Source organism: Leifsonia sp. NCR5 (assembly GCF_002105485.1).
In the GTDB taxonomy this organism is placed as follows: Bacteria; Actinomycetota; Actinomycetes; order Actinomycetales; family Microbacteriaceae; genus Leifsonia.
This window is the reverse complement of the sequence record NZ_NCSR01000002.1, coordinates 211639-224047: the sequence shown is the minus strand read 5'-3', so window position 1 is coordinate 224047 and position 12409 is coordinate 211639. Positions and strand designations below refer to the sequence as shown.

Here is a 12409-nt window from a genome sequence, read left to right as displayed (position 1 = left end):
GGGGTCTGCCGGACGGTAGAATCGGTGTCACCATGTTCTGCCCTTTCTGCCGCCACCCGGATTCCCGTGTCATCGACTCCCGCACGAGCGACGACGGCCTCTCGATCCGTCGGCGCCGGCAGTGCCCGGAGTGCGGCCGGCGCTTCTCCACCACGGAGACGGCGAGCCTCAGCGTGATCAAGCGCAGCGGGGTCGCCGAGCCGTTCAGCAGGGAGAAGATCGTGCTGGGCGTCCGCAAGGCGTGCCAGGGCCGTCCGGTGACGGACTCCGACCTCGCCGTGCTGGCGCAGAAGGTGGAGGAGACCATCCGCTCCACCGGTGCGTCGCAGATCGAGGCGAACGACATCGGCCTCGCGATCCTCCCTCCGCTCCGCGAGCTGGACGAGGTCGCCTATCTGCGGTTCGCGAGCGTCTACCAGGGCTTCGACTCCCTCGACGACTTCGACGACGCCATCCAGCAGCTGCGCATCGAGCACCACGGCGCCCCGGTGGATGCGCAGGCGGGCACAGCCTGACCCACGCCCGGTATCCTCGTACAGGCATGTATCACACACTCTTCTCCCTCGTCCTGTCGAAGCTCGATCCCGAACGCGCTCACCACCTGGCGTTCCTGGTCATCCGAGCTCTCCCTGTGCTCGGTCTCGGCCGCCTCGTGCGCCGGTTCACCGCGCCGGACCCGTCGCTCGCCGTCGAGGCGCTCGGACTGCGGTTCGACTCGCCGTTCGGCGTCGCCGCCGGGTTCGACAAGAACGGCGAGGCCGTCATCGGTCTCGGCCAGCTGGGCTTCGGCCACGTCGAGGTGGGCACCATCACCGCCATCGCACAGCCGGGCAACGACAAGCCGCGCCTGTTCCGTCTGATCCCGGACCGCGCCGTCATCAACAGGATGGGCTTCAACAACCAGGGCGCCGCCGTCGCGGCCAACCGTCTGCTCGGCGTCGTGCGCAGCCGCCGCCGCCCGGTGCTCGGCGTGAACATCGGCAAGAGCAGGGTCGTCGCCGTCGAGGATGCGACCGCGGACTACCTGACCAGCGCCCGCGCACTCTCTCCGGTCGCCGACTACCTCGTCGTCAACGTCAGCTCACCCAACACGCCCGGCCTCCGCGGACTGCAGGAGTTGGAGCTCCTCTCCCCGCTGCTCGCGGCCGTGAAGGAGGTGGCGGGGCAGAAGCCGCTGCTGGTCAAGATCGCGCCGGACCTCACCGACGAGCAGGTCGTGAAGATCGCCGGCCTGGTCGTCGAGCTGGGCCTGGCCGGCATCATCGCCACCAACACGACCATCTCGCGCGAGGGTCTGCTCACCGACCCGGCCGTCGTCGAGGCCGCGGGAGCGGGAGGCCTCTCCGGCGCCCCGCTCGCCGACCGGTCGCTCGAAGTCCTCCGGCTGATCCGCGCGAACGTCCCGGCCGACCTGTGCGTCATCTCGGTGGGCGGCGTCGAGTCCGCCGCCGACGTGCAGGCGCGACTGGATGCCGGCGCCACCCTGGTGCAGGGATACACCGCGTTCCTCTACCTCGGCCCGCTGTGGGCGAGGCAGATCAACCGCGGGCTACTCCGCCTCCGGCGTCCCCTGGTGGAAGCGTAGCCGCCAGCGGCCGTTGACCCGCAGCCACAGCGAGCTGCGCAGCGAGCTGCCACGCGCATCCACGGTGCGGGCGGTGAGCAGGATGATCTCGGGGGAGAGCGCCTCGGTGCCGAGCAGCTCGAAACCCGCTGCGGCTTCGTCGGTCTCCGCCGACAGCTCCTGCACGATGGCATCGCGTCCCCAGAGGCGTCCGGAGCGGCCGATCTCCTCGAAGTCGGGGTGCAGCAGTGCCGCGACGCGCGAGGCGTCCGCGCGCACGGCCGGATCGAGCAGTTCCTGCTCCAGCCGGGCGACGACTTCTGCGTCGGTCTCCGCGGGCGCCAGGTCGGCGAACAGGTCGAGCTCGACGCTCTCCTGAGCCGGGCCGCCGGTCCCGGTCGCCTCGATGACCTCTCCCGTCGCCTCGTCCGTGCGCGAACGGCCGGGCCAGCCCGGTCCGATCGGGATGGGGTCGCCCTTCTGGTACGCCGTCGCGACCGCGCGGGCGCGCACGTCGGCCGCCTCGTTCAGCGCGTGACCGGCGTGGCCCTTGACCCACTCGAAGGTGTACCGGCGACCCTGCACAGCGCGGTCCAGCCGCTCCAGCAGTTCGCGGTTGAGCACGGGGGAGCCGTCGGCCTTGCGCCAGCCCTTCCGCTTCCAGCCGGGCATCCACTTGGTGACGGCGTTGATGACGTACTGGCTGTCGCACAGGATGCGCAGGTCTTCGTCGAGGTGCGCCGTGGAGTCGAGCAGGTCGATCACGGCCATCAGCTCGCCCTGGTTGTTCGTGCCGTGCGGCCATCCGCCGGCCGCCCAGGTGGTGTCGTCGACGTACCACGCCCACCCTGCCGGACCCGGATTGCCCAGTGCGGAGCCGTCCGCCGCTGCGACGATCGTCACGGTCAGCTGGGGTACTGGCCGCGCTTGACCTGCGGCTTCGGCAGGCGCATGACGCGCAGCTGCAGAGCACGCATGGCCGCGTACCAGCGCACGCCGCGCTCGACCTTGCTCTCTCCGAACTTCTCGCGCAGGCGCTTGCGCACCAGCATGCCGAGCACGAAGCAGTCGATCACGGCGATGGCGAAGAACGCCCAGAGCGCGAGCAGGCCGTAGACCTGGAAGTACCCGGGAAGGAAGGAGAGCACGATCACGAGCAGCATGACCGGGATGAGGTATTCGCCGATGCTGAAACGCGCATCCACGTAGTCGCGCACGTAGCGTCGCTGCGGGCCGCGGTCGCGCGCGGTGAGGTAGCGGTCGTCGCCGGCGGCCATGCCGACGCGCGCCTTCTCGCGGGCCTCGGCGGTCTTCGCGCGGGCCTGGCGGGCGGCCTCCTTGCGGTCCTCGGGCACCAGGGGGCGCTTGCGGGCGGCCTCCTGCTCACGGCGGGTCGGGGTCGGGGCGCCCTTGCCCTGCCTCAGACGCTCTTCCGTCTCTTCTGCGGTCTCGACGGCCGGGGCTTCTGCCTTGGTCGCCTGCGGGTTCTCTCGTTTTGCCAACGTCAAGCCTTCGATAGTGGGGTCCGCTTAAGATTACCGTCATGACGAACGGACAGCAGACCCCGCCCACCGAACCCACAGCAGCGGAGGAGGCGGTGCGCTCCAGCGTGGAGGCCGCCCTGCCGTCGACCGTCGCCGACCTGGCGGCGCTCGTGCGCATCCCGTCGGTGTCCTGGTCGGCGTTCGACCCGGCGAACGTCGCGGCCAGCGCCGACGCCGTCGCGACGCTGCTGCGCGACACGGGGGCGTTCGAGAGCGTCGAGATCAAGCGCGCGCCGATCGGAGACGGCGAGGAGTCCGGCCAGCCCGCCGTGCTCGCCACCCGGGCGGCGAAGAACGGCCGCCCGACCGTGCTGCTCTACGCCCACCACGACGTGCAGCCGCAGGGCAAGGACGAGGACTGGAACACGCCGCCGTTCGAGCCGACCGTGCGCGGGGACCGGATGTACGGCCGCGGGGCGGCGGACGACAAGGCGGGCGTGATGGCGCACGTCGCGAGCGTGCGGGCGCTGGTGGATGCGCTCGGGAACGACTTCGACCTCGGCCTCGCGGTGTTCATCGAGGGGGAGGAGGAGTTCGGCTCCCGCTCCTTCGCGAACTTCCTGGAGCAGAACAAGGCGGCGCTCGAAGCAGACGTGATCGTGGTCGCCGACTCGGACAACGTCGACGTCGACACTCCCGCGCTCACCGTGTCGTTGCGCGGCAATGTGACCTTCCGGCTCACCGTCTCCACCCTCGAGCACGCGTCGCACTCCGGCATGTACGGGGGAGCAGCACCGGATGCGATGCTCGCCATGGTCAAGCTGCTCGCCACCCTGCACGACGACAACGGCTCCGTGGCCGTCGACGGCTTCACCGCCAGGTCGGACGCGGCGGAGCCGCCCGCCCTCAGCGAGGAGCAGTTCCGCGAGGAGGCGGCGCTGCTCGACGGTGTGACGCCGATCGGCACCGGTCCCATCCTGTCCAGGATGTGGTCGCAGCCGACCATCACGGTCACCGGCATCGACGCTCCGAGCGTCGCCAACGCATCCAACACCCTGCTGCCGAGCGTCTCCGTGCGGATCAGCGCGCGCGTGGCTCCCGGCCAGCCGGCTGCGGACGCGTACGCGGCCCTGGAGCGCCACCTGCGCGCCAACGCGCCGTTCGGGGCGCACGTCGCCATCGACGACGTCGACACCGGGGAGGCGTTCTTGGTCGACACGAACGGCTGGGCGGCGACGGAGGCCAAGCGGGCGATGACGGACGCCTGGGGCAAGGAAGCGGTCGAGACCGGCATCGGAGGGTCCATCCCGTTCATCGCCGACCTGGTCCGCGAGTTCCCGGAGGCGCAGATCTTGGTCACCGGCGTCGAAGACCCCGACTCCCGTGCGCACAGCCCGAACGAGTCCCTGCACCTCGGCGTCTTCAAGCGCGCGATCCTCGCCGAGGCCCTGCTCCTCGCGCGGCTCGACGGCCGCACGGGGGCGTAGTCGCGCCGATTGCGGAATGCGCGGGGCGATTTCCCGGTTTTCCGACGTAGAATCGTCCCAGATTTCGTCCAGAAGTCCGAACAAGACCCGTAAGAGGAGTCCCATGACCGACACAACGCTGACCGAGACGAAGGCGCACGGCGTCGGGCTGTCCGATGCCGCGGCGAGCAAGGTCAGGAGCCTGCTCGAGCAGGAGGGCCGCGACGACCTGCGTCTGCGCGTCGCCGTCCAGCCCGGTGGATGCTCCGGCCTGATCTACCAGCTCTACTTCGACGAGCGCATGCTCGACGGCGACGCGACCGTCGACTTCGACGGTGTCGAGGTCATCGTCGACAAGATGAGCGTCCCGTACCTGGATGGCGCGTCCATCGACTTCGAGGACACCATCCAGAAGCAGGGCTTCACGATCGACAACCCCAACGCATCCGGTTCGTGCGCCTGTGGAGACTCGTTCCACTGAGTCGCTATAACACACGAAAAGGTTGAGGGCCGCCCCATCGGGGCGGCCCTTTCTGTTCAAATCGGCGCGTGCGGCGGAGTAGGGTGGATACAGCCAAATACAGTTACGTGTGAACTGTCCATGAGTCACTCGAAAGGTCACCGGTGCGTCACAATCGCCGTCTCCGATGGGCTGCCATCCCGATCGCAGCGACGCTCGTCGTCGTTCTTGCGGGATGCACGCAGGCACAGCTGAACGGATTCCTTCCCGGATTCGTCGAGGGTAAGGAGCCCGTCACCAACCACACCGAGCGCATCAGCGGTCTGTGGGTGACGAGCTGGATCGTCCTCCTCATCGTGGGCGTGATCGTCTGGGGTCTCATCGTCTGGGCGGTCATCGTGTACCGCCGCCGTACGGGTCAGACCGGTCTCCCGGTCCAGATGCGCTACAACATGCCGATCGAGATCTTCTACACGATCGTGCCGCTCATCCTCGTCCTCGGCTTCTTCGCCTTCACGGCGAGGGACCAGAACGCGATCGAGCAGCCGTACGCCAAGCCGGACCTCAAGATCCAGGTCTACGCCAAGCAGTGGGCGTGGGACTTCAACTACGTGAGCGACAACGTCTACGACCCGGGCATCCAGGTGCAGCCGGACGACGCGAGCGCCACCCCCGGTTCCGTGCAGGAGGGCGAGATCCCCACCCTGTACCTGCCCGAGGGCAAGAAGATCACGATCCAGCTCGACTCGCGCGACGTGATCCACTCGTTCTGGGTTCCCGCGATGCTCTACAAGAAAGACATCATCCCGGGCAAGACCAACTACATGTACTTCGAGACGACCGGCCGCACCGGCACCTTCGTCGGAAAGTGCGCCGAGCTCTGCGGCGAGTACCACTCTGCGATGCTCTTCAACGTGAAGATCGTTCCGCAGGACGTGTACGACGCCCACATCAAGAGCCTCCGCGACAAGGGCTTCGAGGGCCAGCTGGGCTCCGAGTACGACCGTAATCAGAACCTGCCCGGAACGGGCGCTCCCAAGGGTAACGAGTAGGGCATCCACGAATGACGACGACAGCACCGGCCCCAGCGGCCACCACGGCGCCGGCACCGAAGGCCAATCCGGCCCTCGGCGCCAACCAGGTGGAGCGCAAGGGCAACATCCTCGTGAACTACATCACGTCGACCGACCACAAGACGATCGGGTACATGTACCTGATCTCGTCGTTCATCTACTTCCTCATCGGCGGTGTGATGGCGCTCATCATCCGTGCTCAGCTGTTCGAGCCCGGACTGGAGGTCGTACAGACCAAGGAGCAGTACAACCAGCTCTTCACCATGCACGGCACGATCATGCTGCTCATGTTCGCGACGCCGCTGTTCGCCGGCTTCGCCAACGTGCTCATGCCGCTGCAGATCGGTGCTCCTGACGTCGCGTTCCCGCGTCTGAACGCGCTGGCGTACTGGTTCTACTCCTTCGGCTCGCTGATCGCGGTCGCCGGCTTCCTCACCCCGCAGGGTGCTGCATCGTTCGGCTGGTTCGCATACGCGCCACTATCGAGTACAACGTTCTCGCCAGGAATCGGCGGCAATTTGTGGGTGGTCGGCCTCGGTCTGTCCGGTTTCGGAACGATCCTCGGCGCGGTGAACTTCATCACCACCATCATCACGATGCGCGCCCCCGGCATGACCATGTTCCGCATGCCGATCTTCACCTGGAACACGCTGGTCACCTCGATCCTCGTGCTGATGGCCTTCCCGGTCCTCGCCGCCGCCATGTTCGCCCTCGCGGCCGACCGTGTCTTCGACGCGCACATCTACGACGCGGCCAACGGCGGAGCCCTGCTCTGGCAGCACCTGTTCTGGTTCTTCGGGCACCCGGAGGTCTACATCATCGCGCTGCCGTTCTTCGGCATCGTGTCCGAGATCTTCCCGGTGTTCAGCCGCAAGCCGATCTTCGGATACAAGACCCTCATCTACGCGACGATCGCCATCGCGGCCCTGTCCGTCACCGTCTGGGCGCACCACATGTACGTGACCGGCTCGGTCCTGCTGCCCTGGTTCTCGCTGATGACGATGCTCATCGCCGTCCCGACCGGTGTGAAGATCTTCAACTGGATCGGCACCATGTGGCGCGGCTCGCTCACGTTCGAGTCTCCGATGCTCTGGTCGATCGGCTTCCTGATCACCTTCACGTTCGGTGGTCTGACGGGCGTCATCCTGGCCTCCCCGCCGCTCGACTTCCACGTGTCCGACACGTACTTCGTCGTCGCCCACTTCCACTACGTGGTCTTCGGCACCGTCGTGTTCGCGATGTTCGCCGGCTTCTACTTCTGGTGGCCGAAGTGGACGGGCAAGATGCTCAACGACCGCCTCGGCAAGTGGCACTTCTGGCTGCTGTTCATCGGCTTCCACACCACGTTCCTCGTGCAGCACTGGCTGGGTGTCGTCGGCATGCCGCGTCGGTACGCCACCTACCTGCCGTCCGACGGCTTCACCTGGATGAACCAGCTGTCGTCGATCGGCGCCGGGATCCTGGCCGTCTCGATGATCCCGTTCTTCGTGAACGTGTACCTCACGGCGCGCAACGCTCCCAAGGTCACGGTCAACGACCCGTGGGGCTACGGCCGCTCGCTCGAGTGGGCCACCAGCTGCCCGCCGCCGCGCCACAACTTCACGTCGATCCCGCGCATCCGTTCGGAGTCTCCCGCGTTCGACCTGAACCACCCGGAGGCCGGCATCCCGATCGGTGTCGGCGGTGCGAAGGACGCTCCTGACGCCCCCGTGCTCGACATCGCGAACAACGAGGTGAAGTAACCCATGAGAGCCAACGCGATCCTCTTCTGGATTCTGTCGATCTTCTTCCTGCTCTCCGCCATCGTGTACACGGTGTGGAGCCTGCTCGACCCGATGCACATGAAGGTCGAGTGGGTCGGCACCGTCGCGCTGCTGCTGAGCGCGATCCTGGCCGCCTTCATCGCCTTCTACGTCGGCCGTTCGCACGCCTCGCAGGGCGGTGAGCTCCCGGAGGACCGCCTCGACGCCAACATCGACGACGGCGACCCGGAGCTCGGGCACTTCAGCCCGTGGAGCTGGTGGCCGGTGGCCCTCGCCTTCGGCGCCGGTCTCGTGATGCTCGGCCTCGCGGTCGGCTTCTGGATCTGCTTCATCGGTGTCGCGTTCGCGCTCATCTGCATCGTCGGGTGGACCTACGAGTACTACCGCGGATACTTCGCGCGCTGAGTCATCGGCACGCGCCAGCATGCACGGAGCGCCGCATCCCGTTCGGGGTGCGGCGCTTTCGCGTTCCCGGGGGACGCGCGAGACTGGGAGCATGAGCATGGAGCTGATCCTCGCCGAACTCCGGAGCCTGCCCGGAGTGCTGGAACTGGCACCGCAGCCGGGGAGCGAGCATCCGGAGCTGTCCTGGGGCGACCACTTCTTCTACTACGCCCCGGATGGCGCGGTGCCGCAGAACAGGCAGCCGTACGCCACCATCGTCACGAAGGACTACCCGGACGACACCGCCTCCCGGCTGTCCGATCCTGACCGGTGGAGGCTGAACATCCATACGGGGCCGCGCCTGTTCACCGAGCTCGTTGGTTCCGCGCCGGAGGACATCGACGCCGAGACGGTCGACTACGGCGAGACCGACGTGTTCCTGCCGCATCCGCTGTACGGCGCATACGGCTGGGTCGCGGTGGTGAACCCGGGGGAACGCACGACGGCGCGCACCATCGCCGCACTCCGGGATGCGCACGACGCCGACCGGCAGCGCGTCGAGCGCCGCCGGGCAAGCGGCAGCTAGCGGCAGCTAGCGGCGGCTAGCGTCGCGTGAAGCGGAGGACGTCGACGGAGAGGGTCGCCGTCTCCACGTCCTCGACGGGGGAAGCGCTCCCGTGGTGTGCGGAGGGTCCCATGCCGACCAGCGCCGCGCGCAGAGCGTCGTCGAGTGTCAGGGCCTGGGCCACGTGTTCGCGCGTCTGGAGGGCGAACAGGGGCTCCGCGGACGCGATCAGGTCGTCCGCCTTGTCGGCGGGAACGTCGAGCATGGCGCCGGTGGCGCGCAGCTCGGCCAGGTGATCGGCCCGGGGCACCACGACGACGAGCGTGCCGCCCGGCCGGAGCACCCGGTGGAACTCGGGCAGGTTGCGCGGGGCGAACACGTCGAGCACCGTGTCGGCCGCGCCGGTGCGCACCGGGAGCGGCTGCCAGGTGTCGGCGACCAGTCCGTCGATCCGGTCGGAGCTGCGGGCGGCGCGAGCGACGGCGGCGGGGGAGAGATCCATCGCGAGACCGCGCGCCTCCGGATGCTCGGCCAGCGCCGCCCGGAGGTAGTAACCGGTGCCCGCTCCGGCGTCGAGGATGCGGGGGCCGGCCGATGCGCCTGACACGGCCGCGGCGACCAGGGCGTACGTGTCGTTCTCGAGCACCGCATCCCGGGCGTCGAGCATGGCGGCACTGTCGCCCTGCACCTTGGATCCCGCGGGCAGGAGCGTCACGTAGCCGCGTTTGTTCACGTCGAAGCTATGAGCACGCACGCAGGCGAGCCTGAGGCGTCCAGCGGGCTCCAGCGGCTCCGCGCAGACCGTACAGCGCAGCCAGCCCGCCAGCCGGGACAGCGGATCGCCGTCGGTCGTGCTCATTCTCGGCCTCTCGTCTGGATGCGCGAAAGCGCCGGCGCGAAGATCGCGGCCGGCGCTTTCACGTCGGTGGAGCTGGTGCGGCTCAGTGGTGTCCGTGGCCGGACTCGAGCTCGCCCTTGGTGGGCGGGACGATCCTGTCCTCGAAGAACCAGCGGGACATGCTTGCGCGCATCCGGTTGCCGACGGTGATCTTGCCCTTGCTGTTCGGGCGGATCATCAGCGGCTCGTAGCTCTCGAAGCTGACCAGGCGCCACAGCTCGTACTCGTCGAGCTGCTCGTGCACCTCGATGAACTCGCCACCGGGGAGCTTGACGATGCGGCCGGACTCGTAGCCGTGCAGCGCGATCGAGCGGTCCTTCTTCTGCAGCGCGAGGCAGACGCGCTTCGTGACGAAGTAGGCGATGATCGGGCCGAGGATGAGCAGGGCCTGCAGGGCGTGGATGACGCCCTCCATCGTGAGCTTGAAGTGCGTCGCGATGATGTCCGAGCTGGCCGCGGCCCAGAAGACCGCGTAGAACGTGACACCGGCCGCGCCGATGGCGGTGCGGGTGGCTGCGTTGCGCGGACGGTCCAGGATGTGGTGCTCACGCTTGTCGCCCGTGATCCACGCCTCGATGAAGGGGTAGATCAGGACGGTCACGATGAACAGACCCAGGATCGCGACGGGCACGATGATGTTGAACGACCAGGTGCGGTCCAGCCAGACGAATTCCCAGCCCGGTGGCACCAGGCGCAGAGCGCCGTCGGCGAAGCCGATGTACCAGTCGGGCTGCGTTCCCGCGGAGACCGGTGACGGGTCGTACGGGCCGTAGTTCCAGATCGGGTTGATGGTGAAGAACGACGCCATGAGGGCGACGACACCGAACACGATGAAGAAGAATCCGCCGGCCTTGGCCGCGTAGACCGGGAGGACCGGGTAGCCGACCACGTTGCCCTGCGTGCGGCCGGGAGCCGCGTACTGGGTGTGCTTGTGGATGACCACGAACATCAGGTGCAGCGCGATGAACGCGAGCACCAGCGCAGGCAGCAGCAGGATGTGCAGCGTGTACAGACGTCCGACGATCGCCGTACCGGGGAACTCGCCGCCGAAGAGGAGGAATGAGATCCAGGTGCCGACCACGGGGAGACCCTTGATCAGACCGTCGATGATGCGGAGGCCGTTGCCCGAGAGCAGGTCGTCGGGGAGCGAATATCCGGTGAAGCCCTCTGCCATCGCGAGGATGAAGAGCACGAAGCCGATCACCCAGTTGAGCTCGCGCGGCTTGCGGAACGCACCCGTGAAGAAGATGCGGAGCATGTGCAGGCCGATGGCGGCGACGAAGAGCAGAGCAGCCCAGTGGTGGATCTGGCGCATGAGCAGTCCACCGCGGATCTCGAACGAGATGTTGAGCGTGCTCGACATCGCGGCCGACATCTCGACGCCCTTCAGCGGGACGTACGAGCCGTGGTAGACGACCTCGGCCATCGACGCCTGGAAGAAGAACGTCAGGAACGTTCCGGAGAGCAGGATGACGATGAACGAGTAGAGGGCGACCTCACCGAGGAGGAAGGACCAGTGGTCGGGGAAGATCTTGCGACCGAACTCCTTGACGGCGCCCGAGATGCTGGTGCGGTCTTCCAGGTAGTTCGCGGCTGCTGCCGTGAACCCGCCCTTCTTGGCCGGTGCTTGTGCCGCGGCAGGTGCGGCGGTCGTGGTGCTCAATGACGCTCCCAGAAGCTCGGGCCGACAGGCTCGGTGAAGTCGCTGCGAGCGACCAGATAGCCATCGGCGTCCACGGTGATCGGCAGCTGCGGCAGCGGACGCTTGGCCGGGCCGAAGATCACCTCGGCCTCGTGCGTGATGTCGAACTGCGACTGGTGGCACGGGCACAGAAGGTGGTGGGTCTGCTGCTCGTAGAGTGCGACGGGGCACCCGACGTGCGTGCAGATCTTGGAGTACGCGACGATTCCGTCGTAGTTCCAGTCCTCGCGGCCCTTGGAGACGTGGAGGTCTTCGGGCTTGAGGCGCATGAGGAGGACAGCGGCCTTTGCCTTCTCCTCGAGACGGTTCTCCTTCTCGTTCAGCCCCTCGGGGATGACGTGGAAGGCGCTGCCGAGCGTGACGTCGGACGCCTTGATGGGCGTGCCGGACGGGTCGCGGGTGAGGCGCGTGCCCTTGGCCCACATCGTCTGCGAGAGCAGCTCCACCGGGTCTTCGTTCATCGGAGCGAGTCCGCGGAAGAGCACGACGGCGGGGAGCGGGAAGGCGATGAGGGCGCCGATCAGGCTGTTGCGGACGAGGACGCGACGGCTGAAGCCGGACTCCTCGTCTGCCTGGCGGAAGATCTCGGCCGCGCGCTCGGTGGTGGTCTCCGATCCACGGACCGGGTGACGGAGGTCGACGCCCTCCTTCTCGTGCATGAGGGCCTTGCCCCAGTGCACGGCGCCGATACCGATGGCGAGGAGGGCGAGCGCGATCCCGACACCGATGAACAGGTTGTTCAGACGGACGGAACCCGGGTCGTTGTCGTTGATCGGGAAGGCCATGTATGCCGCGACGGCCCAGACGCTTCCGACGATCGACAGGTAGAACAGCGTGTAGACGGTCCGCTCTGCCCGACGCTCCTTCTTCGGGTCGAGGTCGGTGACGCGTGGCCGGTGCGGCGGGAAGCCGGGGTTCTCCAGCTCGTCGCGGATGATCAGCGCCGTTCCCGGGTCGCCCGTCCTGTGCACGTCGACGGCTGACGAACTGGCAGAGGTCAGCTCGTGACCGCTGTTATCGTCGTGTGCCATTGTTCTCCTTCTTACGCTG

13 protein-coding genes are annotated in these 12409 nt (G+C 67.6%); 8 read left to right on the top strand and 5 right to left on the bottom strand.

Annotation, left to right across the window (positions count from 1 at the left end; genetic code table 11):
* Window positions 1–32: 32 nt before the first annotated feature.
* Together nrdR and B7438_RS03065 are read left to right on the top strand one after the other, a co-directional pair.
* Window positions 33–515, top strand: coding sequence for a transcriptional regulator NrdR (gene nrdR, locus B7438_RS03070; RefSeq protein ID WP_085367944.1), 483 nt, complete (start codon window positions 33–35; stop codon window positions 513–515).
* A gap of 26 nt (window positions 516–541) precedes the next feature.
* Window positions 542–1585: a quinone-dependent dihydroorotate dehydrogenase gene (locus B7438_RS03065; protein ID WP_085367942.1), complete on the top strand. Its 1044-nt coding sequence runs from the start codon at window positions 542–544 to the stop codon at window positions 1583–1585.
* Here the strand turns inward: B7438_RS03065 and B7438_RS03060 are convergent.
* Both B7438_RS03060 and B7438_RS03055 read right to left on the bottom strand, forming a co-directional pair.
* Complete coding sequence (locus B7438_RS03060) at window positions 1550–2467, bottom strand: ribonuclease HI family protein (RefSeq protein WP_085367940.1); 918 nt, start codon at window positions 2465–2467, stop codon at window positions 1550–1552. The two genes, B7438_RS03065 and B7438_RS03060, sit on opposite strands and share 36 nt — an antisense overlap.
* A gap of 2 nt (window positions 2468–2469) precedes the next feature.
* Complete coding sequence (locus B7438_RS03055; RefSeq protein WP_085367938.1) at window positions 2470–3066, bottom strand: DUF3043 domain-containing protein; 597 nt, start codon at window positions 3064–3066, stop codon at window positions 2470–2472.
* 41 nt (window positions 3067–3107) lie between these two features.
* Between B7438_RS03055 and B7438_RS03050 the strand changes: the two genes are divergently transcribed.
* The 6 genes from B7438_RS03050 (at window position 3108) to B7438_RS03025 (ending at window position 8780) form a co-directional block, all read left to right on the top strand.
* A complete protein-coding gene (locus tag B7438_RS03050) occupies window positions 3108–4535 on the top strand; it encodes a dipeptidase (RefSeq protein ID WP_085367936.1) in 1428 nt (475 codons plus the stop codon).
* Window positions 4536–4638: 103 nt separating this feature from the next.
* Complete coding sequence (gene erpA / locus B7438_RS03045; RefSeq protein WP_085367934.1) at window positions 4639–4995, top strand: iron-sulfur cluster insertion protein ErpA; 357 nt, start codon at window positions 4639–4641, stop codon at window positions 4993–4995.
* A 143-nt stretch (window positions 4996–5138) separates the two neighbouring features.
* The gene (coxB, locus tag B7438_RS03040) at window positions 5139–6026 is read left to right on the top strand and encodes a cytochrome c oxidase subunit II (protein WP_085367932.1); all 888 of its coding nucleotides are present in this window, start codon (window positions 5139–5141) and stop codon (window positions 6024–6026) included.
* An 11-nt stretch (window positions 6027–6037) separates the two neighbouring features.
* Window positions 6038–7789 (top strand): cytochrome c oxidase subunit I, encoded by a 1752-nt coding sequence (gene ctaD, locus B7438_RS03035; RefSeq protein WP_085367930.1) that lies wholly within the window; start codon window positions 6038–6040, stop codon window positions 7787–7789.
* Window positions 7790–7792: 3 nt separating this feature from the next.
* Window positions 7793–8215: a cytochrome c oxidase subunit 4 gene (locus B7438_RS03030; RefSeq protein WP_085367928.1), complete on the top strand. Its 423-nt coding sequence runs from the start codon at window positions 7793–7795 to the stop codon at window positions 8213–8215.
* A gap of 91 nt (window positions 8216–8306) precedes the next feature.
* Entirely contained in the window at window positions 8307–8780 is a 474-nt protein-coding gene (locus tag B7438_RS03025; RefSeq protein ID WP_085367926.1) for a DUF6194 family protein, read from the top strand.
* A gap of 16 nt (window positions 8781–8796) precedes the next feature.
* Here B7438_RS03025 and B7438_RS03020 read toward each other — a convergent pair whose 3' ends face one another.
* From B7438_RS03020 to B7438_RS03010, 3 genes are all read right to left on the bottom strand, one after another.
* Window positions 8797–9618, bottom strand: a complete 822-nt coding sequence (locus B7438_RS03020) for a methyltransferase domain-containing protein (protein WP_085367925.1) — start codon at window positions 9616–9618, stop codon at window positions 8797–8799.
* A gap of 82 nt (window positions 9619–9700) precedes the next feature.
* Window positions 9701–11320, bottom strand: coding sequence for a ubiquinol-cytochrome c reductase cytochrome b subunit (locus tag B7438_RS03015; RefSeq protein ID WP_085367922.1), 1620 nt, complete (start codon window positions 11318–11320; stop codon window positions 9701–9703).
* The gene (locus B7438_RS03010) at window positions 11317–12390 is read right to left on the bottom strand and encodes a ubiquinol-cytochrome c reductase iron-sulfur subunit (protein ID WP_085367920.1); all 1074 of its coding nucleotides are present in this window, start codon (window positions 12388–12390) and stop codon (window positions 11317–11319) included. The genes B7438_RS03015 and B7438_RS03010 overlap by 4 nt, the downstream gene beginning before the upstream one ends.
* Window positions 12391–12409: the final 19 nt, after the last annotated feature.

Bases quoted from the DNA above. Each gene is read 5' to 3' on its own strand.
- nrdR (WP_085367944.1), top strand. From the start codon at position 33: ATGTTCTGCCCTTTCTGCCGCCACCCGGATTCCCGTGTCATCGACTCC.
- B7438_RS03050 (WP_085367936.1), top strand. From the start codon at position 3,108: ATGACGAACGGACAGCAGACCCCGCCCACCGAACCCACAGCAGCGGAG.
- B7438_RS03030 (WP_085367928.1), top strand. From the start codon at position 7,793: ATGAGAGCCAACGCGATCCTCTTCTGGATTCTGTCGATCTTCTTCCTG.
- B7438_RS03020 (WP_085367925.1), bottom strand. From the start codon at position 9,618: ATGAGCACGACCGACGGCGATCCGCTGTCCCGGCTGGCGGGCTGGCTG.
- ctaD (WP_085367930.1), top strand. From the start codon at position 6,038: ATGACGACGACAGCACCGGCCCCAGCGGCCACCACGGCGCCGGCACCG.
- B7438_RS03025 (WP_085367926.1), top strand. From the start codon at position 8,307: ATGAGCATGGAGCTGATCCTCGCCGAACTCCGGAGCCTGCCCGGAGTG.
- erpA (WP_085367934.1), top strand. From the start codon at position 4,639: ATGACCGACACAACGCTGACCGAGACGAAGGCGCACGGCGTCGGGCTG.
- B7438_RS03010 (WP_085367920.1), bottom strand. From the start codon at position 12,390: ATGGCACACGACGATAACAGCGGTCACGAGCTGACCTCTGCCAGTTCG.
- B7438_RS03065 (WP_085367942.1), top strand. From the start codon at position 542: ATGTATCACACACTCTTCTCCCTCGTCCTGTCGAAGCTCGATCCCGAA.